The organism is Streptomyces canus (genome assembly GCF_030816965.1).
Lineage (GTDB): Bacteria > Actinomycetota > Actinomycetes > Streptomycetales > Streptomycetaceae > Streptomyces > Streptomyces canus_E.
In genome coordinates this window covers 1,900,487-1,921,466 of record NZ_JAUSYQ010000002.1, presented here as the reverse complement: position 1 = coordinate 1,921,466, position 20,980 = coordinate 1,900,487, and the positions used below count along the sequence as shown (strand labels likewise).

20 protein-coding genes are annotated in these 20,980 nt (G+C 70.8%); 12 read left to right on the top strand and 8 right to left on the bottom strand.

The features are described from left to right. Positions 1–13: 13 nt before the first annotated feature. Genes argC through QF027_RS09855 form a run of 5 tightly spaced genes read left to right on the top strand, consistent with a single transcriptional unit; the run spans position 14 to position 4,844 of the window. On the top strand, positions 14–1,042 hold the full coding sequence (gene argC / locus QF027_RS09875) for an N-acetyl-gamma-glutamyl-phosphate reductase (RefSeq protein ID WP_306984082.1): 1,029 nt from the start codon (positions 14–16) through the stop codon (positions 1,040–1,042). Continuing rightward, positions 1,039–2,190 carry a bifunctional glutamate N-acetyltransferase/amino-acid acetyltransferase ArgJ gene (argJ, locus tag QF027_RS09870; RefSeq protein WP_307073992.1) on the top strand — a complete coding sequence of 384 codons (1,152 nt, stop codon included), beginning with the start codon at positions 1,039–1,041 and terminating at the stop codon, positions 2,188–2,190. Before argC ends, argJ begins: the two co-directional genes overlap by 4 nt. Beyond that, positions 2,187–3,095 (top strand): acetylglutamate kinase, encoded by a 909-nt coding sequence (gene argB, locus QF027_RS09865; protein ID WP_306984086.1) that lies wholly within the window; start codon positions 2,187–2,189, stop codon positions 3,093–3,095. The genes argJ and argB overlap by 4 nt, the downstream gene beginning before the upstream one ends. Beyond that, positions 3,092–4,279: an acetylornithine transaminase gene (locus tag QF027_RS09860; RefSeq protein WP_307073990.1), complete on the top strand. Its 1,188-nt coding sequence runs from the start codon at positions 3,092–3,094 to the stop codon at positions 4,277–4,279. Before argB ends, QF027_RS09860 begins: the two co-directional genes overlap by 4 nt. Positions 4,280–4,298: 19 nt before the next feature. After that, positions 4,299–4,844, top strand: a complete 546-nt coding sequence (locus QF027_RS09855; protein WP_306984089.1) for an arginine repressor — start codon at positions 4,299–4,301, stop codon at positions 4,842–4,844. Positions 4,845–4,934: 90 nt separating this feature from the next. Here QF027_RS09855 and QF027_RS09850 read toward each other — a convergent pair whose 3' ends face one another. From QF027_RS09850 to QF027_RS09830, 5 genes are all read right to left on the bottom strand, one after another. Then, positions 4,935–5,735, bottom strand: coding sequence for an FAD:protein FMN transferase (locus tag QF027_RS09850; RefSeq protein ID WP_373432410.1), 801 nt, complete (start codon positions 5,733–5,735; stop codon positions 4,935–4,937). Beyond that, positions 5,728–6,519, bottom strand: a complete 792-nt coding sequence (locus QF027_RS09845) for an FMN-binding protein (protein WP_307073987.1) — start codon at positions 6,517–6,519, stop codon at positions 5,728–5,730. The genes QF027_RS09850 and QF027_RS09845 overlap by 8 nt, the downstream gene beginning before the upstream one ends. A gap of 28 nt (positions 6,520–6,547) precedes the next feature. Then, the gene (locus QF027_RS09840; RefSeq protein WP_307073985.1) at positions 6,548–7,930 is read right to left on the bottom strand and encodes a ferredoxin reductase family protein; all 1,383 of its coding nucleotides are present in this window, start codon (positions 7,928–7,930) and stop codon (positions 6,548–6,550) included. A gap of 77 nt (positions 7,931–8,007) precedes the next feature. Further along, positions 8,008–8,463 (bottom strand): FMN-binding protein, encoded by a 456-nt coding sequence (locus tag QF027_RS09835; protein WP_307073983.1) that lies wholly within the window; start codon positions 8,461–8,463, stop codon positions 8,008–8,010. A 19-nt stretch (positions 8,464–8,482) separates the two neighbouring features. Then, positions 8,483–9,835 (bottom strand): ferredoxin reductase family protein, encoded by a 1,353-nt coding sequence (locus QF027_RS09830; RefSeq protein ID WP_307073981.1) that lies wholly within the window; start codon positions 9,833–9,835, stop codon positions 8,483–8,485. 150 nt (positions 9,836–9,985) lie between these two features. Here QF027_RS09830 and QF027_RS09825 point away from each other — a divergent pair, with 150 nt between their 5' ends. After that, positions 9,986–10,726 carry a response regulator transcription factor gene (locus QF027_RS09825; protein WP_307073979.1) on the top strand — a complete coding sequence of 247 codons (741 nt, stop codon included), beginning with the start codon at positions 9,986–9,988 and terminating at the stop codon, positions 10,724–10,726. Then, a complete protein-coding gene (locus QF027_RS09820; protein ID WP_306984101.1) occupies positions 10,723–12,165 on the top strand; it encodes a sensor histidine kinase in 1,443 nt (480 codons plus the stop codon). The genes QF027_RS09825 and QF027_RS09820 overlap by 4 nt, the downstream gene beginning before the upstream one ends. Before the next feature lies 1 nt (position 12,166). Here QF027_RS09820 and QF027_RS09815 read toward each other — a convergent pair whose 3' ends face one another. Beyond that, positions 12,167–12,754, bottom strand: a complete 588-nt coding sequence (locus QF027_RS09815) for a pyridoxamine 5'-phosphate oxidase family protein (protein WP_306984103.1) — start codon at positions 12,752–12,754, stop codon at positions 12,167–12,169. 120 nt (positions 12,755–12,874) lie between these two features. Further along, a complete protein-coding gene (locus QF027_RS09810) occupies positions 12,875–13,774 on the bottom strand; it encodes a hypothetical protein (protein ID WP_307073977.1) in 900 nt (299 codons plus the stop codon). 198 nt (positions 13,775–13,972) lie between these two features. On the opposite strand from QF027_RS09810, the gene argH reads away from it, so the two are divergent. From argH to QF027_RS09790, 4 genes are all read left to right on the top strand, one after another. Next, positions 13,973–15,403, top strand: coding sequence for an argininosuccinate lyase (gene argH, locus QF027_RS09805; RefSeq protein ID WP_306984107.1), 1,431 nt, complete (start codon positions 13,973–13,975; stop codon positions 15,401–15,403). Between the two features lie 174 nt (positions 15,404–15,577). Then, positions 15,578–16,555, top strand: a complete 978-nt coding sequence (locus QF027_RS09800; protein ID WP_307073975.1) for an aldo/keto reductase — start codon at positions 15,578–15,580, stop codon at positions 16,553–16,555. A gap of 83 nt (positions 16,556–16,638) precedes the next feature. Continuing rightward, positions 16,639–17,205 (top strand): TetR/AcrR family transcriptional regulator, encoded by a 567-nt coding sequence (locus QF027_RS09795; RefSeq protein ID WP_306984111.1) that lies wholly within the window; start codon positions 16,639–16,641, stop codon positions 17,203–17,205. Then, a complete protein-coding gene (locus QF027_RS09790; protein ID WP_307073973.1) occupies positions 17,202–18,725 on the top strand; it encodes an MFS transporter in 1,524 nt (507 codons plus the stop codon). The genes QF027_RS09795 and QF027_RS09790 overlap by 4 nt, the downstream gene beginning before the upstream one ends. 37 nt (positions 18,726–18,762) lie before the next feature. On the opposite strand, the gene QF027_RS09785 is transcribed toward QF027_RS09790, so the two are convergent. Then, on the bottom strand, positions 18,763–19,434 hold the full coding sequence (locus QF027_RS09785; RefSeq protein ID WP_306984115.1) for a lysophospholipid acyltransferase family protein: 672 nt from the start codon (positions 19,432–19,434) through the stop codon (positions 18,763–18,765). Positions 19,435–19,805: 371 nt separating this feature from the next. Between QF027_RS09785 and QF027_RS09780 the strand changes: the two genes are divergently transcribed. Then, entirely contained in the window at positions 19,806–20,972 is a 1,167-nt protein-coding gene (locus tag QF027_RS09780) for a glycerophosphodiester phosphodiesterase (protein ID WP_307073971.1), read from the top strand. Positions 20,973–20,980: the final 8 nt, after the last annotated feature.

Genomic DNA, 20,980 nt, shown 5'->3' with positions numbered 1-20,980 from the left:
GGAGGAGGATGACATGGCGGTACGTGCGGCGGTGGCCGGAGCGAGCGGATACGCGGGCGGTGAGGTCCTGCGGCTGCTCCTGGCGCACCCCGAGGTCGAGATCGGCGCCCTGACCGGCAACTCCAACGCCGGACAGCGGCTCGGCACGCTGCAGCCGCATCTGCTGCCGCTGGCCGACCGGGTACTCCAGGAGACCACGGCCGACGTCCTCGCCGGACATGACGTCGTCTTCCTCGCCCTGCCCCACGGGCAGTCCGCCGCCGTCGCCGACCAGCTCGGCCCGGACGTCCTCGTCGTGGACATGGGCGCCGACTTCCGGCTCGAGGACGCGGCCGACTGGGAGAAGTTCTACGGCTCCGCGCACGCCGGCACCTGGCCCTACGGCCTTCCCGAACTGCCGGGTGCCCGCGCCCGGCTCACCGGGACCAGGCGCATCGCGGTGCCCGGTTGCTACCCGACCGCCGTCACGCTCGCCCTCTTCCCGGCCTACGCCGCCAAAATCGCCGAGGACGAGGCCGTGATCGTCGCCGCCTCCGGCACCTCCGGCGCGGGCAAGGCGCCCAAGCCGAACCTGCTGGGCAGCGAGGTCATGGGCTCCATGTCGCCGTACGGCGTCGGCGGCGGCCACCGGCACACGCCCGAGATCGTCCAGAACCTCAGCGCGGCGGCCGGTTCCAGGGTGAGTGTCTCCTTCACGCCGACCCTGGCGCCGATGCCTCGCGGCATCCTCGCCACGTGCAGCGCCAAGGCGAAGCCCGGCGTCACCGCCGAGTCCGTCCGCGCCGCGTACGAGAAGGCTTTCGCCGACGAGCCCTTCGTCCATCTGCTCCCCGAGGGCCAGTGGCCCGCCACGGCGTCCGTCTACGGTTCGAACGGCGTTCAGGTGCAGGTCGCCCTCGACGAGTCCGTGGGCCGCATCATCGCGATCAGCGCCATCGACAACCTGGCCAAGGGCACCGCGGGCGGTGCCGTCCAGAGCATGAACATCGCCCTCGGTCTCCCCGAGGAGCTCGGTCTTTCCACGATCGGAGTCGCACCGTGAGCGTCACGGCAGCCAAGGGATTCCAGGCGGCGGGCATCGCCGCCGGAATCAAGGAGAACGGCAACCCGGACCTGGCCCTCGTGGTCAACACCGGGCCCCGCCGCGCCGCCGCCGGCGTCTTCACCTCCAACCGTGTGAAGGCCGCGCCGGTGCTGTGGTCCGAGCAGGTCCTCAAGAGCGGCCAGCTGTCGGCCGTGGTCCTCAACTCCGGTGGCGCCAACGCCTGTACGGGCCCCAAGGGCTTCCAGGACACGCACGCCACCGCCGAGAAGGTCGCCGAGGTGCTGGACATCGGCGCGGGTGAGGTGGCCGTCGCCTCCACCGGGCTCATCGGCCTGCTGCTCCCGATGGACAAGCTCCTGCCGGGAGTCGAGGCCGCCGCGGCTCAACTGTCCGAGCACGGCGGTGAGAAGGCCGCCATCGCCATCAAGACCACCGACACCGTCCACAAGACGTCCGTCGTGACCAAGGACGGCTGGACCGTCGGCGGCATGGCCAAGGGCGCGGGCATGCTCGCCCCCGGCCTCGCCACCATGCTGGTCGTCCTCACCACCGACGCGGACCTGGAGAGCGAGGCCCTGGACAGGGCCCTGCGGGCCGCCACCCGGACCACCTTCGACCGTGTCGACTCCGACGGCTGCATGTCCACCAACGACACCGTGCTGCTGCTCGCCTCCGGCGCCTCCGACGTCACCCCGGAATACGCGGAGTTCGCCGAGGCGGTACGGACCGTCTGCGACGACCTAGGCCAGCAGCTGATCCGGGACGCCGAGGGCGCCAGCAAGGACATCAAGGTCGAGGTGGTGGGCGCCGCCAGCGAGGACGACGCGGTCGAGGTCGGCCGTTCCATCGCCCGCAACAACCTCCTCAAGTGCGCGATCCACGGCGAGGACCCCAACTGGGGCCGCGTCCTGAGTGCCATCGGCACCACGAAGGCCGCTTTCGAGCCCGACCGGCTCAACGTCGCCATCAACGGCGTCTGGGTCTGCAAGAACGGCGGCGTCGGGGAGGACCGCGACAAGGTCGACATGCGCTACCGCGAGGTGCACATCGTCGCCGACCTCGCGGCCGGCTCCGAGACCGCCACCATCTGGACCAACGACCTCACCGCCGACTACGTCCACGAGAACAGCGCCTACTCCTCATGAGCACCACGCGAAAGCACACCGCGCTCCCCAAGGCCCAGATCCTCATCGAGGCGCTGCCCTGGCTGGTCCGCCACAACGGCAAGACCGTCGTCATCAAGTTCGGCGGCAACGCCATGATCGACGAGGACCTGAAGGCCGCCTTCGCCCAGGACGTCGTCTTCCTGCACCACGCGGGGCTCAAGCCGGTCGTCGTGCACGGCGGCGGCCCGCAGATCAGCGCGGCCCTCGACAAGCACGGCATCGTCAGCGAGTTCAAGGCCGGCCTGCGGGTCACCACCGAGGATGCCATGGACGTCGTACGGATGGTGCTGGCCGGGCAGGTGCAGCGCGAGCTGGTCAATCTGCTCAACGAACACGGGCCGCTCGCCGTCGGACTGACCGGCGAGGACGCGCACACCATCACCGCCATCAAGCACCAGCCCGAGATCGACGGCGAGTTGGTCGACATCGGGCGGGTGGGCGAGATCACCGAGATCGACACGGGCGCGATCGAGGCACTGCTCGCCGACGGCCGGATCCCGGTCGTCTCGTCGATCGCCCGGAGCCAGGACGACCACCATGTCTACAACGTCAATGCTGATACGGCGGCTGCGGCACTCGCTGCTGCTCTTGACGCCGAAACCCTCATGGTCCTCACGGACGTCGAGGGCCTCTACGAGGACTGGCCGCACAGCGACGAGGTGATCAGCCGCCTCACGGCTTCCCAACTGGAGAAGCTGCTGCCGGAGTTGAGCTCCGGCATGGTCCCGAAGATGGAGGGCTGTCTGCATGCCGTGCGCAACGGCGTGACCACGGCCCGGGTCATCGACGGGCGGGTCCAGCACTCGATCCTGCTGGAGATCTTCACCGACGAGGGGATCGGCACGATGGTCGTGCCGGACGCGCAAGAGGGGGATGACGTATGACCGACAATCAGGAGCTGACCCAGCGGTGGCAGGGCTCGCTCATGAACAACTACGGCACCCCTCGCCTCCCGCTCGTCCGCGGTGCGGGACTCAAGGTCTGGGACGCCGAGGGCAAGGAGTACCTCGACTTCGTCGGCGGCATCGCCACCAACGCGCTCGGCCATGCCCACCCGGCGATCGTCGAGGCCGTCAGCAAGCAGATCGCCTCCCTCGGCCACATCTCCAACTTCTTCATGGCCGAGCCGACCGTCACCCTCGCCGAACGGCTGCTCCAGCTCTTCGGCCGGGACGGCAAGGTCTTCTTCTGCAACTCCGGCGCCGAGTCGGTCGAGGCGGCCTTCAAGATCGGCCGGCTGACCGGGCGCACCCACATGGTCGCGACCGAGGGCGGCTTCCACGGCCGGACCATGGGCGCCCTCGCGCTCACCGGCCAGCCCGCCAAGCGGGACCCCTTCCTGCCGCTGCCGGGTGACGTCACGCATGTGCCGTACGGCGACGCGCAGGCGCTGGCCGCCGCCGTCACTGAGGACACCGCTCTCGTCGTCATCGAGCCGATCCAGGGCGAGAACGGCGTCGTGGTACCGCCGGCCGGCTACCTCAAGGCGGCCCGGGCGATCACGGCGGCCAAGGGCGCGCTGCTGGTCCTCGACGAGGTGCAGACCGGCATCGGGCGTACCGGACACTGGTTCGAGTACCAGGCCCACGAGGGCGTCCTCCCGGACGTGGTCACCCTCGCCAAGCAGCTCGGCGGCGGACTGCCGCTCGGCGCGACCGTCGCCTTCGGGCGGGCCGCGGACCTGCTGCAGCCGGGGCAGCACGGGACGACGTTCGGCGGGAACCCGGTCGCGTGCGCCGCCGGTCTCGCCGTCCTCGACACCATCGCGAACGACGGGTTGCTGGAGAACGTCAAGCAGCAGAGCGAGAGGCTGCGGGACGGAATCGAGTCACTCGGACACCCCTTGATCTCCCAGGTCCGGGGTGCGGGGCTCCTGCTGGGTATCGTGCTCACCGAGCCGCTCGCGCCGAAGGTGCAGCAGGCGGCTCAGGAGGCCGGATTCCTGGTGAACGCGCCCGCCCCCGATGTCGTACGGCTGATGCCGCCGCTGAACCTCGGCGACAACGAAGTGGACGCGCTTGTTCAGGCTCTCCCCGGCATCCTGGGTGTCGCCGAGGGAGACGGATGATCCGGAGAATGAGACGACGATGAGTCATGCGCAGGATCACGAGCACAACGGGGCCGCGGGGCCTGCCGTGCCGCAGACGCGTACCGCGCGCCACCGCCGGATCGTGGACATCCTCAACCGGCAACCGGTGCGGTCACAGAGCCAGTTGGCCAAGCTGCTGTCCGACGACGGGCTGAGCGTCACACAGGCGACGCTCTCCCGGGACCTCGACGAGCTGAACGCGGTGAAGATCCGTAACACCGACGGGGATCTCATCTACGCGGTGCCCAGTGAGGGGGGTTTTCGGACCCCTCGGGCGCCGTTGGGGGAGTCCGCCAAGGAGGAGCGGATGCGGCGGCTCTCTCAGGAGCTGCTGATTTCTGCGGAGGCCTCGGCGAATCTCGTGGTGCTCCGGACCCCTCCGGGGGCTGCGCAGTTCCTCGCGTCGGCCATTGATCAGGCCGAGCTGCACGACATCCTGGGGACCATCGCCGGTGACGACACGCTGATGCTGATCAGCCGGAACCCTACGGGGGGTCAGGCGCTGGCCGAGCATCTGCTGCGGTTGGCTCAGAACGGGCACTAGTGGTCGTCTGTCGGGTGCGGCTTGGTGGGGGCTGGTCGCGCCCACGCGGCGGAGCGGCACATCGACACAGCCCCGCGCCCCTAAAAGCGCTTACCCGAGCCGGGCTGCCAAGCCCCCGGTACACCTGACCTCGTCGCCCGCCGTGATCAGCAGCGCCTCCACGTCCGGCAGGCTCTCCAGCCACGCCAGGCCCTCCCGCGACCCCATCGCGAACGCTGCCGTCGCCCAGCAGTCCGCCCAGGTCACCGTGGGGGCCACGACCGTCACCGCGACGAGGTCCGTGACCGCGGAGCGGCCGGTGCGGGGGTCGATGATGTGGGCGCCGCGTTCCGCCGTGCCGGACGTCGCCACGGCCAGCTCGGCCGCACCCGCCGCCGAGACCACCGCCGCCAGGCCGCCCGGGCGCAGGGGGTCCGAGACCCCTACCCGCCACGGGCGTTCCGGGCCCGGTACGCCCAGCAGCTGCACGTCGCCGCCGCCGTTGACGCTCACCCCGGTCGCCCCCGCGAGAGCCATCCGACGGGCCGCTCGTTCCACCGCCCAGCCCTTGACGATGCCGGTGGGGTCGAGACGGCCCCCGTAGCGCAGACTGAACCAGCCGTCGCTCAACCGCTCGGCCTCGGCGCCGAGTTCGAGTATCTCGGCCACCTCCGGGTCGCACTCGGCGACCGTCAGCTCGCCGCGGGCCAGGCGGGAGACCTGGCTGTCGTCGCGGTAGGTGCTGAACACCTCGTTAACACAGTGCAGTTGGGCCACCGCCTCCCGCAGTGCCGTCTGTACGGCAAGGGGTTCCCCGCCGCGGACGTCGAAGGAGAAGACCGTCCCCATGACCTCCTCTGCGTGACGCACCGCGGCGGGAGCTTGTGCCGGCTCGGCCACCGTGTCAGCCACCGGCCTGGTCCAGCGCCGACTGCAGCGACTTCTTGTAGCCCTCGCTGGTGTAGGTGGCTCCGGAGACCGAGTCGATGTCCGCGCTGCCGGCCGCCACGGCCTCCTGGTTGAGCTTCGGGATGGACTGCGCCGTCTTCTGGTCGCTCGTCCCGCCCTTCGGCGCCTGCACCGCCTCGGCGTTGGTGATCTTGCCGCCGCTGACCGTGATCCGGACCTGCACCGGGCCGTACTGGGTCTGCGACACGGCACCGGTCACCGTCTTGGCGGCCGTACCGGCGCTGCCGCCCGCCGTCTGGGACGGCTGAGCCGACGGCTGCGCCTGGGAGGCCGCCTCGTTCGCCTTGTCGATCGCCGACTGGAGCGCCTTCTTGTAGCCCTCGCTCGTGTAGGTCGCCCCGGAGACCGTGTCGACCTGCGAGGTCTGCTTGGCGAGCGTGTCCTGGGTGAGCTTCGGAATGGACAGAGCGGTCTTCGCGTCGCTCTCCCCGCCCTTGGGCGCCTGGACCGCCTCGGCCTTGGTGATCTTGTTGCCGCTGACGGTGATACGGACCTGGACGGGACCGTACTGGGTCTGGACCACGTCCCCGGTGACCGCGCCGCCGGCGGCCGCCCCGGTGCCGCCCTGGGCGGACTCCTGCGCCGCCGCCGTCTGCTGCGGGATCGTTCCGCCTGCCTGGGCGGACGCCGGGTCCGAGGACGGCTTCAGCGACAGCATCAGCACGACACCGGAGACGGTGGCGGCGGTCGCGAGCACGACTCGACGGACGGGGTGACTCTTCCTCATCGCTTCAACAGCTCCTGAATTCCCGTCGTCACATCTCGAACGACTCGTGATGGATGCGGCGGGCGGGCACACCCGCGCCGCGCAGTGCTTCGTACACGGACTGCGCGAAACCGTTCGGCCCGCACATGAACACGTCGTGCTTGTCGATGTCGGGGAGCTTGCGCTGGAGGGACTCCGCGGAGATGTCCGGGCGCTCCCCGTCCGGACTGTTGACCGCGTACATCAGCCGGGCGCCGCGCTCGTCCGCGATGGCGGCGAGCTCGTCCCACAGGGCCAGGTCCTGGGTGGTGTTGGCCCGGTACAGCAGGGTGATGTCACCGGCTGCGCCCGGCAGCGTCTCGAACAGGGCCCGCATCGGCGTGATGCCGACACCGCCGGCCACCAGCAGCACCTTGCCGCGGCTGCGGCGCTGGGCGGTCAGGGCGCCGTACGGCCCCTCGGCCCACACCTTGGTGCCGGGCACCAGCTCGCGCAGCCGCTCGCTGTGGTCGCCGATCGCCTTCACCGTGATCCGCAGCATGCCCGGTCGGGGCGCCGCGGACAGCGAGTACGGGTGGGAGCTGAACCGCATGCCCGGCGCGAGGAAGCGCCAGCGGAAGAACTGGCCCGCCTCCGCGCCCATCCGGTGCAGCTTGCGCCCGCCGATGAGCACCGACACGACGCCCGGCGTCTCCTCGACGACCGCCTCGACGTACATCCGGTGCCGCAGGTTCAGCCGGATCGGGGTGAGGATCCGGTACCAGAGCACCAGCGCGGTGACCGAGCCGTACAGCGCGTACCAGACGGTCTTGGCGACCGGCTCGACCGCGAAGTCGTTGCCGGTGGTCAGCTGGTGCCAGAAGGTCAGGAAGACCGCCGCGTACGTCAGCAGGTGCACGTGGTACCAGGTGTCGTACGGGATCCGGCGGCGCACCCCGCCGATCGACATCAGCCCGATGAGGAACAGCAGACCCGTGCCGATGGCCGCCTTGCCCATGTCCGGCAGCTGGTTGATGGAGTCCATCGTCTGCTGGACGATGTCGCCGAGCCCCTTGCCGGCCTGCAGGGCGTAACCCCACATGATCAGGAAGACGTGGGCGACGACCAGGCAGAGGGTGTAGCGGCCGGTCATCGCGTGCCAGCGGGCGACCCGGTCGGAGCCCACCCGGCGTTCCAGCGCGGGTACCCGGGCCATTTGCAGCACCACGAGCGCCATCAGATATCCGGCCAGCAGACCGGTGATCCGGCCCGCGTTGAGGATCTTGCTGTTGTCGTCGGCGACGGACGGTGTGTTGTGCCACCACAGCCACAGCACACCGGCCGCGCCCGCCCATACGGCGAGCAGCAGAACGGTCGCCGGGGAACGGCGCGGGCGGATGCGGCGCATCGTCTGGCGGCGGGCGGCGCGGCCGCCTGCGAGCGTCGTGGTCACGTTTCCTCCGGGGACGGGGGCAAGGGGGGTGGGCGTGGTCCCTTGGTCCTCAGATACGTGCCGTGACGCCGGTGTGTTCAGCTGCCCGCGGAGTCCAGTGCGGACTGGAGTGACTGGCGGTAACCGTCGCTCGTGTAGGTGGCTCCCGAGACCGTGTCGATCTCCGCGCTCTGGGCCTGGAGGGCCTCGCTCCGCAGCCGGGGGATCGCGTAGCTGTTGATCTCCTGGTCCCGGGGGTTGTCCGTCGGGTAGGTGACCGCCGTGACCTCGGTGAGCTTGCCGTCCTTGATGGTGATGCGGACCTGGACCGGGCCCCACCGCGTCTGCACGGTGTCGCCGGTGACGGTCTTCGTGCCGGTGGCGGCCGATCCGGTGCCGCCCGACGCGCTCGCGCTGCTGGAGGGCGCGGGCAGCGCCAGGGCGGCCTGCGACGCGTGCGGCTTCAGCGACAGCAGCATCACCATCCCGGAGACGGTGGCAGCGCTCGCCAGCACGATGCGGCGCAGCGGACGGTTCTTCTTCAACGCGTGCACGTGTGCGGCCTCACAGTTCTCAGAGCTCGAAGGATTCGTGGTGGATACGGCGGTCCGGTACCCCGGCGGCGCGCAGCTCCTCGTACAGCTCCCGGGCGAAGCCGTGAGGGCCGCAGAGGTAGACGTCGTGGCCGGCCAGGTCGGGGAAGGCCGACCGCAGCGACGCCGCGGTGATCCGCGGCCGTTGCCCCTGGGGCCCGTTGAGCAGGTAGTGCACCTTCGCTCCGCGCCACCGCGCGACGGCCTCCAACTCCCCGCCCAGCGCGAGGTCTTCGACCGTGCGCGCCCGGTAGAGGAGGGTGACCTCGCCCGGCAGGGTCTCGAACAGCGCCCGCAGCGGGGTGATACCGACTCCGCCCCCGATCAGCAGCGACTTGGACGAGGTCTGCCGGTCGCCGGTCAGCGATCCGTACGGCCCCTCAGCCCACACGCGCGTGCCGGGCCGCAGCAGCGCCACGGCCGCGCTGTGGCCGCCGAGCGCCTTGACCGTGATCCGCATGCGGTCGGGACGGGGCGGCGCCGACAGGGAGTACGGCGTCGAGGTCCACCGCAGGCCCTCGGCCAGGAACCGCCAGCGGAAGAACTGCCCCGCCCGCGCGCCCAGCCGATCCAGATCCCGTCCGCGCACGACGACGGACCACACGCCCGGCGCCTCCTGGTGCACCGACTCCACCCGCAGCCGGTGCCGCAGGTTCAGCCGCACCGGCGCGAGGATCCGGAACCACAGCACCAGGGCCGCCACGCCCAGGTACAGCGCGTACCAGGCGGCCGTGGCCCCCGCGTTTCCGCTCAGGTCGTTGCCGAGGGCGAGCTGGTGGCCGAAGGCGAGGAACACGGCCGCGTACGTGAGGAGATGGACGTAGTACCAGAACTCGTGGCCGGTGCGGCGGCGTACCGCGCGCGCCGAGGTGACGCCGACGGCGAGGAGGATCACCGTCCCCGCGGTCGCCTTGAGCATCTCCGGATAGTCCAGGACCACGGTGACGGTCTCGTGCCACAGCGAGGCACCGTCCTGGGCGGCGTACCCGGCGAGGATCAGCCCGATGTGCGCGAGCAGCAGGCAGACGGTGTAGCGGCCGGCCATCGCGTGCCAGCGCGCCACCCGGTCCGAGCCGACCCGTCGCTCCAGCAGCGGCACCCTCGCCATCAGCCCCACCAGCACCGCGCAGGCGTACCCGCACAGCAGCCCGGCGATCCGCCCGGCGCCGGTCAGCCACCCGGCCGTACCGACCACGGAACCGGTGTCCGCCCACCACAGGGCGATCACGGCCGCCGCCCCGGCCCACAGCAGGGCCAGCACGGCACCCGCGGGGGAGCGTCGCGCGGGCGGCGCCACGGCCGGTGCGGCCCGCTGCTCGTACACGGTGGTCATGGATGCGTCCTTTCGCCTGTCCGGGCCACCACTGTGCGAGGGGAACCTCTCAGGACCCTCTGAACGGCCACCCCGCAGAGCGCACTCAGAGGAAACTCAGAGCTTCCCGGGGCCCCCGCCGCCCCGGCCAGGGGTGATCCTGGAGAGGTCATGAACACCGCACGCTCCGGCCGCCCCGCCCTCACCCGCCCCGACGGCACCCCGCTGCGGGTCCTCGTCGTCGACGACGACCCGGACCTCGCCGAGGTCCTCTCCGGCGCCCTGCGCTACGAGGGCTGGCAGATCCGCACGGCCGGCGACGGCGCCTCGGCGGTGGCCGCGGCCCGGGAGCTGCTGCCCGACGCCGTCGTCCTGGACGTGATGCTCCCGGACACCGACGGCTTCGCCGTGCTGCGCGCCCTGCACACCGTGAAGTCGGACGTGTGCGTCCTCTTCCTGACCGCCCGGGACGCGGTCGAGGACCGCATCAAGGGCATCACGGCGGGCGGCGACGACTACGTCACCAAGCCCTTCAGCCTGGAGGAGGTCGTCGCCCGGCTGCGCGGACTGCTCCGCCGCGCGGGCATGGCCCGGCAGCTCGACGAGGGCCCCCGGCTGACCGTCGGCGACCTGGTCATGGACGAGGAGGCCCGCGAGGTCGCCCGTGGCGGCGAGCTGATCGAACTCTCCCCGACCGAGTTCGAGCTGCTGCGCTTCCTCATGCGCAACCCGCGCCGCGTGCTCAGCAAGGCGCAGATCCTCGACCGGGTGTGGTCCTACGACTTCGGCGGCCGCGCCCATGTCGTCGAGCTGTACATCTCCTACCTGCGCAAGAAGGTGGACGCGGGCCGCGAGCCGATGATCCACACCGTGCGCGGGGCCGGGTACGTGATCAAACCGGTGACGCCATGAGAAGCCTGCGGCCCCACACGCTGCGGGCCCGGCTCACCCTCGGCCTCCTGGTGCTCCTCGCGGTGAGCTGTGCCGCCGTCGGGCTGGCCGCCGTGGTGGAGCTGAACGGCTTTCTCACCAGCCGGCTCGACGAGCAGCTGACCGAGGCCGGGAACAGGTTCGCGGTGAGCCTGGAGCACAAGGGAGAGCCGCAGAAGGACGACCACGACGGTGACGAGCGCGCCGACACCCGCAGGCAGGCCACCGGCACCTTCGGAGCCCGGCTCATGAACGGCACGGTGACCAACGCCGCGGTGGTCCGCTCAGCCGGCACCCTGAACGTCGGCCTCACCGCGGACGACCGCAAGCGGCTCGCCGCGGTCCCGGCCGACGGCAGGGGCCACAGCATCGGCCTCTCCGCCCTGGACGACTACCGGGTGATCGCCACCCGGGGGCTGGACCGCGACGTCCTGATCACGGGGATGCCCCTGGAGCCCGTCGAAGCCGCCGTTCACCGCCTGGAGCTGGTCTCGGCGATCGTCTTCGGCGCCGCCCTCACCGCCGCCGGTGTCGCGGGCGCCCTGTGGGTGCGCTGGTCCCTGCGCCCGCTCAGCCGGGTCGCCGCCACCGCCACCCGGGTCAGCGAACTCCCGCTGGCCAGCGGCGAGGTGGCCCTTCCGCCCCGCGCCCCCGAGTCCGACCCGCGCGGTGAGGTGGGCCGGGTCGCCGGCGCCTTCAACCGCATGCTCGGCCATGTCGAGGACGCCCTGACCAAACGCCATGCCAGCGAGGAACGGCTGCGCAGCTTCGCCGCCGACGCCAGCCACGAACTGCGCACCCCGGTCGCCTCGGTACGCGGCCACGCCGAACTCGCCCTGCTGCACCCCGGCCCGCTGCCGCCGGAGATCACCCGGGCCCTGCAACGCATCGCCGCCGAGTCGACCCGCATGGGCGCGATGGTCGACGACCTGCTCCTGCTGGCCCGCCTGGACGCGGGCCGGCCCCTGGAAGCGGCTCCCGTCGACCTCACCCGCCTGGTCCTCGACGCCCTCACGGACGCGCGGGCCACGGGGTCCGGTCATCGCTGGGAACTGGACCTCCCCGAGGACCCGGTCACGGTGACGGGCGACGCACACCGCCTCCAGCAGGTCCTGGCCAACCTGCTGTCCAACGCCAGGCTGCACACCCCCGCCGGCACCAAGGTGACGGTGACCCTGGAGACCGACGGCAGCACAGCGTCGTTGAAGGTCCACGACGACGGCCCCGGCATCCCCGAGGACATCCAGCCGGGCGTCTTCGAACGCTTCACCCGCGCCGACCGCAGCACCAAGGCGGAGACCGGCGGCGCGGGCCTGGGACTGTCGATCGTGGCGGCGGTGGTGGAGGCGCACGGGGGCAGCGTGACGGTGGAGAGCGAGCCGGGTTCGACGACCTTCACCGTCCGGATCGGCAAGGCGTGAATCAGACCGCGGACGGCGGCAACGGCAACGGCAGCCCCGGCAGGCCGTCCAGGCTCGTGGCGATGTGCTCCTTCTTGGTGAAGTACGCGCTGAGCGAGGCGTCGTCCTCGCGCGCGAACCGCTTGCCGTGCAGCTCGCGGTCGCCCTCGTACGCCATGTACGGCACCGCGTAACCGCAGGAGTCGCGGACCAGTTCGGCCGTCACGACGACGATCGCCCGCAGTCCGTGCGCGGTCGGGTCGATGTCCGGGAAGCGGGCGAGCAGTTCCTTGAAGCGCGGGTCGTCCCGGAAGACCGGCTCACCGCGCCCGTGCACGCGGACGATGTTGGGCGGCCCCTGGAACGCGCACCACATGAGGGTGATCCGGCCGTTCTCCCGCAGATGCGCGACCGTCTCGGCGGTGGAACCGGCGAAGTCGAGGTAGGCCACGGTGAGTTCGTCGAGGACCGCGAAGGAGCCGCGCAGACCCTTGGGGGAGAGGTTGACCGTGCCGTCGCCTGACAGGGGCGCGGTCGCGGTGAAGAAGAGGGGCTGCGCCTCGATGAAGGAGCGGAGCCGGCCGTCTATGCGCTCAAAAGTCTTTCCCATGTCCACGCATTATGGGCGCAGATATTTCGTTCGTCTAACGAATACGGACATCCCTCGTGCCACGACGTCCGTGGCCGCCCCGGCCGGCGCTCACACGGGGCGGCCACAGCGCCTGTCACGTCACTTGGTGAGCGTGCAGGCGGCCAGGGAGTCGAGGCCCTGCGGCTTCTCCGCAGTACGGCCGATGGAGATGGCGATGCGGTCGATGGTCGACTTCCGCTTGTCGGCCAGCGGGCCGAGGATGGCGTTCTGGACGAAGTTGGGACCGCCCTGGCCGACGGTGTCGACGAGCCGCTTGTTGGCCTCGTCGATCTGGGTCTGGAGCAGGGTCAGGTTGCGGTCGACCTCGGCCTGCGCGGTGGCGGGGATCGCCGGCAGCTGCGAGGCCACGTCCGGGCAGGAGATGGCGCCGGTTCCGGCTGCCTCACCCGTGTCGCCCGCGCCCTCCGCGTTCCCGGTGTCCTCGGCGCCGCCGGCCGGCTCCGAGGCCGCCTCGCTCGGTGTCGCCCCCGCATCCGCGCCGGCTCCGGCCTCCGCACCCGCGCCCGCCTCCTCGCCCGTGCCGGCGGCACCGCCGGCGTTGAGGGTGCAGGGAGCCAGGGCGTCGAGGCCCTGCGGCTTGTCGGCCGTACGGCCGATGGCGGTGGCGATGCGGTTGACCGTGGCGATCCGCTTGTCCTCCAGCGGGCCGAGGATGGCGTTCTGGACGAAGTTGGGACCGCCCTGGCCGACGGTGTCGACGAGCCGCTTGTTGGCCTCGTCGATCTGGGTCTGGAGCAGGGTCAGGTTGCGGTCGACCTCGGCCTGCGCGGTGGCCGGGATCTCCGGCAGCTGGGAGGCCACGTCCGGGCACGTGATGCTGCCGACGTCGGCCAGTGTGCGGGCGGTGGGGGTGCCGCTCTTGGAGGTCTCCCCGGCGAGGGCGGTGCCGGCGACGATCGCCCCGGTCAGTGCCACGGCGGCGGCGCCGCCGATGATCGCCACGCGGCGCTTGTTGTACTTAGGAAGAGCCCTGGACATGCGGATGCCTCACTCGGGGTCGGGAGTGGTCTTCGTTGACAAACGCGGCGCCTGCGTTCGGCGGGAAGTACGGGCAAGCGGTTTCCCGTGTTCAAAGGGAGCGCAAATTCCTTGCCGCCCGGACCCCAGATTGACGAATCATGCAGGACTCTGCATAATCATGCATAACGTTGAGTGCAGCCGTGAGGAGCAACGCAAGTGAGCAGCAACAGCGGTGACGTCCGGCTCTGGGGCGGCCGTTTCGCCGACGGTCCCGCCGAGGCCCTGGCCAAGCTGTCCGCGTCCGTCCACTTCGACTGGCGGCTCGCGCCGTACGACATCGCCGGTTCGCGTGCCCACGCGCGCGTGCTGCACAACGCGGGACTGCTGACCGAGGACGAGCTCCAGCGCATGCACGCGGGGCTCGACCAGCTCGAAGCCGACGTGGCCGACGGTTCCTTCGTGGGCACGATCGCCGACGAGGACTGCCACACGGCCCTGGAGCGGGGCCTGCTGGAGCGGGTCGGCCCCGACCTCGGCGGCAAGCTGCGCGCCGGCCGCTCGCGCAACGACCAGATCGCGACCCTCTTCCGCATGTACCTGCGGGACCACGCCCGCATCATCGGCGGCCTGATCGCCGAACTCCAGGACGCGCTGATCGGCCTGGCCGAGGCCCACCCGGACGTGGCGATGCCCGGCCGCACCCACCTCCAGCACGCCCAGCCGGTCCTGTTCGCCCACCACGTCCTGGCCCACGTCCAGTCCCTGTCCCGGGACGCCGAGCGGCTGCGCCAGTGGGACGAGCGCACGGCCGTCTCGCCGTACGGCTCGGGCGCCCTGGCCGGTTCCTCCCTGGGTCTGGACCCGGAGGCGGTCGCGAAGGACCTCGGCTTCGAACACGGCAGCGTCGGCAACTCCATCGACGGCACGGCCTCCCGTGACTTCGTCGCCGAGTTCGCCTTCATCACCGCGATGATCGGCGTCAACCTCTCCCGGATCGCCGAGGAGATCATCATCTGGAACACGAAGGAGTTCTCCTTCGTGACCCTGCACGACGCGTTCTCCACCGGCTCGTCGATCATGCCGCAGAAGAAGAACCCGGACATCGCGGAGCTGGCGCGCGGCAAGTCCGGCCGCCTCATCGGCAACCTGACGGGTCTGATGGCCACGCTCAAGGCCCTGCCCCTCGCCTACAACCGCGACCTCCAGGAGGACAAGGAGCCGGTCTTCGACTCCTGCGACCAGCTGGAGGTCCTGCTCCCCGCCTTCACCGGCATGATGGCGACCCTCACGGTCAACCGTGAGCGCATGGAGGAACTGGCCCCGGCCGGCTTCTCCCTCGCCACCGACATCGCCGAGTGGCTGGTCAAGCAGGGCGTCCCCTTCCGTGTGGCCCACGAGGTGGCCGGCGAGTGCGTCAAGGCGGCGGAGGCCGAGGGCAAGGAACTGAGCGACCTGACGGACGACCAGTTCGCCAAGATCTCCGCCCACCTGACCCCGGAGGTCCGCACGGTCCTCAACGTCCCGGGCGCGCTCGCTTCCCGCAATGCCAGGGGCGGCACGGCTCCGAGCGCGGTGGCGGTCCAGCTGGCGGAAGTGAAGGCGGACGTGGCAGCACAGCACACGTGGGCCGAGGCGAAGCGCCGCTAGGGGAGCGGGGGTGTACTGATCTGCGGGTCCGCCGAGCGCGACAGGCCACGACGGCCCCGCACCCGCCGACAAGCCGGTACCCACCGAGCTCTTGGGCGCGCGGCTCTGTCACCGAAGGTCATCGCGGGTACGTTGGTCGGAAGCCGTACCGGACCCGACCGAACGGAGCCCGCGATGCCCTTCGCCCGACTGGCCGCAGCGACAACCCCCACCTGCCACATCGGACTCGGCCTCGCCGCCGTCGGACGCCCCGGCTACATCAACCTCGGCCGGGACCACGACCTGGGCCTCGCGGAGAACCGCAGCGTGGAAGCGCTCCGCGCCCGTACGCACGAACTCCTCGACGCCGCCTACTTCCAGGGCGTCCGTTACTTCGACGTGGCCCGCTCCTACGGCCGCTCCGAGGAGTTCCTCGCGGGCTGGCTCGACAAGAACCCCGGCATCGACGACGTGGTCGTCGGCAGCAAGTGGGGCTACACCTACACCGCCGACTGGACCACCGACGCCGAACACCACGAGGTCAAGGACCACAGCGTCCGGACGTACGACCGTCAGCGCGCCGAAACCGCCGAACTGCTGGGCGACCGCCTCGACCTCTACCAGATCCACTCGGTGACCCCGGACAGCCCCGCCCTCACCGACAAGGAACTCCACGCCAGGCTCGCCGAGGCGGCCGCCCAGGGCACCTCGATCGGCTTCTCCACCAGCGGCCCCGCCCAGGTGGACACCATCCGCGCCGCCCTCGCCGTGACGGTGGACGGCGAGCCGCTCTTCCGTACCGTCCAGTCGACGTACAACGCCCTGGAGACCTCGGCCGCCCCCGCCCTCGCCGAGGCCCACGACGCGGGCCTCACGGTGATCGTCAAGGAGGGCATGGCCAACGGCAGGCTCGCCGAGCCGCACGCCCCGGACGCCCTGAAGGCCGTAGCGGCGGAAACCTCCCTGGGCTGTGACGCCGTGGCCCTCGCGCTCGTCCTCCGTCAGCCCTGGGCCGGAGTCGTCCTCTCGGGGGCGGCCACCACCGTCCAGCTCGCGTCCAACCTGCACGCGGCGGTCGTGGACCTCGACGACGGGCAGCTGTCCCGGCTGGCAGGACTGGCGGAGGAGCCGGGCGCGTACTGGGAGCGCCGCCGCCGGTTGCCCTGGCACTGACGAGACCTCTGTTCAGCGGTCGCACATGAGACAGCTATGCCCGCTGTGAGACATTCATGTCTCATGTGGTCTATGGTTGTCTCATGGCTGTCGACCGTGACCACGTGCTGCGCAGTGCCGCGGCCCTGCTGACCCGCCGATCCACCGCGACCATGGACGAGGTCGCCAAGTCCGCCGGGATCAGCCGGGCCACGCTGCACCGCCAATTCGCCGGACGCGACGCGCTCGTACGGGCACTGGAGTCGCTGGGCATCGAGGAGTGCGAGAAGGCGCTCGACGCCGCCCGCCTGGACGAGGGGCCGGCGAGCGAAGCCGTGCGGCGCCTGGTCCGCGAGGCCGAACCCGCGGCCGGACTCCTCGCCTTCCTCTACACGGAGAACCAGCTCTTCGAGGGCGAGGAGCAGAACGACGGCTGGGCCCGGATCGACGCCCGCATCTCCGCACTGTTCCGGCGCGGCCAGCAGAGCGGCGAGTTCCGCATCGACCTCACGCCCGTCTGGCTCACCGAGGCCTTGTTCGGCCTGCTCGCCTCCGCCGTCTGGCTGCTCCAGAGCGGCAAGGGCGCCCCCAAGGACTTCCACCACATGACCGTCGAGCTGTTGCTCGGTGGCGCACTACGTCATTCCGTACGACCGATAGAGGAATCATGACCAGCACCCTGCAGCCGGCGACCGCGACCGAGGCGGTGAAGCGTTCCGGCCGTTGGCTCGCGCTGTCCGTCCTGGTGCTCGCCGTGCTGCTGGTGGCCGTCGACGCGACCGTCCTCGGCCTCGCGACCCCGTACATCAGCGAGGACCTCAAGCCGACCGGCACGCAGCTCCTGTGGATCGGTGACGTCTACTCGTTCGTCATCGCGGGCCTGCTGGTGTCGATGGGCAGCCTCGGCGACCGCATCGGCCGCAAGCGGATCCTGCTGCTGGGCGCGACGGCGTTCGGCGCGATATCGATCCTCAACGCCTATGCGACGACACCGGAGTTGTTGATCCTGGCGCGGGCGCTGCTCGGCGTCGCCGGCGCGACCCTGATGCCCGCCACCCTGGCCCTGATCCGCAACCTCTTCCACGAGCCGCGCGAACGCAGCCTCGCCGTCGGTATCTGGGGCGCGGCCGCCTCCGCCGGTACGGCGATCGGACCCATCGTCGGCGGCTTCCTGCTCGAACACTTCTGGTGGGGCTCGGTCTTCCTGATCAATCTGCCCGTGATGGCGGTCCTGGTCCTCGTCGGCATCAGGTTCCTGCCCGAGTCCCGCAACCCGAACCCGGGCCCCTGGGACATGAGCAGCGTCGCGCTGTCCCTGGTCGGCATGATCGGCGTGGTCTACGCCGTCAAGGAGACCGCCGCGCACGGCATCACATGGGAGCCGGTCGCCGCGGGAGTCCTCGGAGCGGCAGCCCTCTACGCCTTCGTCCGCCGCCAACTCACCCTCCCCGCGCCCCTGCTGGACATGCGCCTCTTCCGCAACGCCGGCTTCAGCGGGGCCGTCCTGGCCGACCTTCTGACCATCCTCGGCCTCTCCGGGCTGGTCTTCTTCCTCTCCCAGTACCTGCAACTCGTCCAGGGCAGAGGCCCGTTGGAGGCGGGCCTGGCCGAACTCCCGGCGGCGGTGGGCGCGGTGGCGGCGGGCCTCGTCGCGGGCACGGTGGCCCGCCGTTGCTCGGTGCGCGTGGTCGTCTCCGGGGGCCTGGCGGCCATCGGTGTGGCCCTGGCGGCCCTGACCCTGCTCGACCAGTCCACGGGCTACCCCCTGCTGGGCGCCGCCCTGCTGGTGGTCGGCGTGGGCGCGGGCTTCTCGTTCACGGTGACGGCGGACGTGATCCTTTCGAGCGTCCCGAAGGAACAGGCGGGTGCGGCGTCGGCGGTCTCGGAGACGGCGTACGAACTGGGCGCGGCCCTGGGTATCGCGGTACTGGGCTCGATCGTGACAGGCGTCTACCGGGACTTCGCGGCCCCCGCGGGCACGCCGGAAGGGGCGCACGAGTCCCTGGGTGGCGCGGTGGAGGCAGCGTCCGGTCTGCCGACGAACACGGCTCAGGACCTGCTGTCGTCAGCTCGAGAGGCTTTCGTGGACGGCCTCACCATCGCCGCGGGCGCGGGAGCGGCGGTCCTGCTCGCGACAGCGGCAGCGGCCTGGTTCATGCTGAGGAACCAGCGGCTCGACAGGGGTTTTTAGGGGCACGGACTGTGTCGGTGTGCGGCTCCGCCGTCCCCTACGCAGCCTTCGCCTTGGTGGCGTACATGTCCACGTACTCCTGCCCGGACAGCCGCATGACCTCGGTCATCACGGAGTCCGTGACGGCCCGCAGCACGTACCGGTCCCGGTCCATGCCCTCGTACCGCGAGAACTCCATCGCCTCACCGAAGCGAACCGTGACCCGACCCGGGCGGGGCATCCCCGCACCCCCCGGCTGCAACTTGTCCGTGCCGATCATCGCGAAGGGAACCACCGGCGCCCCCGTCATGAGCGTCAGACGGGCGATACCGGTGCGCCCCCGGTAGAGCCGGCCGTCGGGCGACCGCGTCCCCTCGGGGTAGATCCCGAAGACCTTGCCCTCTTCCAGCACCCGCCGGCCGGTCATCAGCGCGGCGACCCCGCCGCGCCCGCCGTCGCGGTCCACCGGGATCATGCCGACGCCGGTGAAGAACCAGGCCATGAGCCGGCCCTTGAGGGTCTTGCCGGTGACGTACTCGTCCTTGCCGATGAAGAACACCTGCCGGTCACACACCAGCGGAAGGATCATCGAGTCGATGAAGGTGAGGTGGTTGCCGGCCAGGATGACGGGACCGTCGCCCGGGATGTGCTCCACGCCCTCCACCTGTGGGCGGAACATCAGGCGCATGATCGGTCCGAGCACTGCCTTGATGAGCGCGAAGCGGGACAACGGGCCCTCCGGTGTCAAGAGAACGGCCAGGGAAACTGTATGAGTCTGTGCAGGTGAGGACATTACTCGCGGCTCGGGGGATCGTGCACATCGAGCGCCCGCGGTTCACCGAGGTCTTACGCACTGTTGACACTCGTTTACCTGCTGGTGGACCGCGTTGCCTCCCGGAAACCCGGGCGGAACGATGTGACGGAGGTCGCCCCGATCGACGCGTACCCCGGCCTCCGGTCCCGAAGCCGACGAGTCGTCAGACATCTGTTCCCATGCGACATCCCACGTCACCCGCGTGTTCCGCCGGAGGTCTCCCGTCCGTCATGGACGCGCACCTACGATCGGCCCGCATCGAAGAGGCGACGGCAGGAGGGGTCCACATGGGATCGCAGGACGAGCACACGGACGGCACCGGACGGCGGGCACTTCTCGGGGCCGCGATGTTCGGCGCCGGGGGAGCGGTCCTGGGGCTGTCCGGTACGGCGAGAGCCGCCGACGCCGGGTCCGCCGGGCACGGTGGCGGGTTGAAGAGCCTGCCCGTGCCGACGGTCATCGGCCACCGGGGCGCCAGCGGCTACCGCCCCGAGCACACCTTCGGCTCCTACCAGCTCGCCCTCGACCTGGGCGCCGACATCGTCGAGGCGGGCGACCTCGTCCCCACCAGGGACGGTCACCTGGTCTGCCGCCACGAGCCGGAGATCGGCGGCACCACGAACGTCGCCGACCACCCCGAGTTCGCCGGCCGCAGGACCACCAAGATCCTCGACGGCGTCACCACGACCGGCTGGTTCACCGAGGACTTCACGCTCGCCGAGCTCAAGACGCTCCGCGCGATCGAGCGCATCCCGGCCAACCGCCCGCACAACACGCTCTACAACGGCCGCTGGGACATCCCCACCTTCGAGGAAGTCCTGAAGTGGCAGGACGAGCAGACCCGCAAGCGCGGCAAGCAGGTCTGGATCTACCCCGAGACCAAGCACCCCACCTACTTCCGGGGGCTCGGCCTGGGCCTGGAGGAGCGGGTCGCGAAGCTCCTGCGCAAGCACGGCAAGGACAGGCGCAACTCCCCGATCATCCTCCAGTCCTTCGAGCCGACCAGCATCCAGCGTCTGAACAAGCTGGTCGACAACCCCCTCGTGGTGCTCCTGTCCGCGGCGAACACCCGGCCCTGGGACTTCGTCGAGAAGGGCGACCCGCGGACCGTCGCCGACCTGATCACGCCCAAGGGCCTCAGGGAGATCGCGGGCTACGCCCAGGGCATCGGCCCGACCCTCGACCTGGTCATCACGAAGAAGGCGGACGGCAGTCTCGACAAGGAGACGACCCTCGTCGCCGACGCCCACAAGGTCGGGCTGGTCCTGCACCCCTACACCATGCGCAACGAGAACCCCTTCCTGCCGGCGGAGTACCGCAGGGGCACGGACGCGGACGCCTACGGAGACGCCTTCGGCGCCTTCAAGAGGTACTTCGCCACCGGCATCGACGGCGTCTTCACCGACAACGCAGACACGGGCGTCCTCGCCCGCGCGGACTTCGTCAACGGCTGAGCCGCCGT

Bases quoted from the DNA above. Each gene is read 5' to 3' on its own strand.
- argC (WP_306984082.1), top strand. From the start codon at position 14: ATGGCGGTACGTGCGGCGGTGGCCGGAGCGAGCGGATACGCGGGCGGT.
- argB (WP_306984086.1), top strand. From the start codon at position 2,187: ATGAGCACCACGCGAAAGCACACCGCGCTCCCCAAGGCCCAGATCCTC.
- QF027_RS09860 (WP_307073990.1), top strand. From the start codon at position 3,092: ATGACCGACAATCAGGAGCTGACCCAGCGGTGGCAGGGCTCGCTCATG.
- QF027_RS09855 (WP_306984089.1), top strand. From the start codon at position 4,299: ATGAGTCATGCGCAGGATCACGAGCACAACGGGGCCGCGGGGCCTGCC.
- QF027_RS09845 (WP_307073987.1), bottom strand. From the start codon at position 6,519: ATGAGGAAGAGTCACCCCGTCCGTCGAGTCGTGCTCGCGACCGCCGCC.
- QF027_RS09830 (WP_307073981.1), bottom strand. From the start codon at position 9,835: ATGACCACCGTGTACGAGCAGCGGGCCGCACCGGCCGTGGCGCCGCCC.
- QF027_RS09825 (WP_307073979.1), top strand. From the start codon at position 9,986: ATGAACACCGCACGCTCCGGCCGCCCCGCCCTCACCCGCCCCGACGGC.
- QF027_RS09820 (WP_306984101.1), top strand. From the start codon at position 10,723: ATGAGAAGCCTGCGGCCCCACACGCTGCGGGCCCGGCTCACCCTCGGC.
- QF027_RS09815 (WP_306984103.1), bottom strand. From the start codon at position 12,754: ATGGGAAAGACTTTTGAGCGCATAGACGGCCGGCTCCGCTCCTTCATC.
- QF027_RS09810 (WP_307073977.1), bottom strand. From the start codon at position 13,774: ATGTCCAGGGCTCTTCCTAAGTACAACAAGCGCCGCGTGGCGATCATC.
- QF027_RS09800 (WP_307073975.1), top strand. From the start codon at position 15,578: ATGCCCTTCGCCCGACTGGCCGCAGCGACAACCCCCACCTGCCACATC.
- QF027_RS09795 (WP_306984111.1), top strand. From the start codon at position 16,639: ATGGCTGTCGACCGTGACCACGTGCTGCGCAGTGCCGCGGCCCTGCTG.
- QF027_RS09790 (WP_307073973.1), top strand. From the start codon at position 17,202: ATGACCAGCACCCTGCAGCCGGCGACCGCGACCGAGGCGGTGAAGCGT.
- QF027_RS09780 (WP_307073971.1), top strand. From the start codon at position 19,806: ATGGGATCGCAGGACGAGCACACGGACGGCACCGGACGGCGGGCACTT.